The organism is Bradyrhizobium sp. Kon58 (assembly GCF_055807455.1).
In genome coordinates this window covers 1-481 of sequence record NZ_JBVVOT010000145.1, presented here as the reverse complement: position 1 = coordinate 481, position 481 = coordinate 1, and the positions used below count along the sequence as shown (strand labels likewise).

General features: G+C 58.4%; 1 pseudogene. It reads left to right on the top strand.

From position 1 onward, the window contains the following. Positions 1-244: 244 nt before the first annotated feature. Positions 245-481 (top strand): annotated as a pseudogene (locus AC0L20_RS39870) (transporter substrate-binding protein); the annotation flags it as partial.

Below are 481 nucleotides of genomic sequence, written 5' to 3'. Positions count from 1 at the left end.
GCATTCCCACGCGGAGCGTGGCAACGATCTCAAATGCGCCCCCAGGGGCGCATTTTTTGTTTGGGCTCACATAAATCCCAAAACCAATAAAGATCCAATGTGGGAGGGGGCTTGCCCCCGATGGCGGAGTGTCAGTCACTGTTGATAGGACTGACCCACCGCTATCGGGAGCAAGCCCCCTCCCACATTTGGCCTGTGGTGGGGCTTAGTTGCTCTTCACGGCGTAGTCCGGCTTTTTGTCATTGCCAGGGATGTACCGGTAGTGGCCTTCTCGGTGGGCGAAGAAGAATTGCGCGGCATCGACACCAAGCCGCTGGTGGGCAACCTCGCGGCCTGGAACTACTTCCAGTCGGTGGAGAACCCGGTGAACCAGAAGTTTGTGGCCGACTGGAAAGCCTACGCCAAGAAACACAACCTGCCGGGGGCAGACAAAGCAGTGACCAACGACCCGATGGATGCCCACGTAGGTGGCTTCCATCGG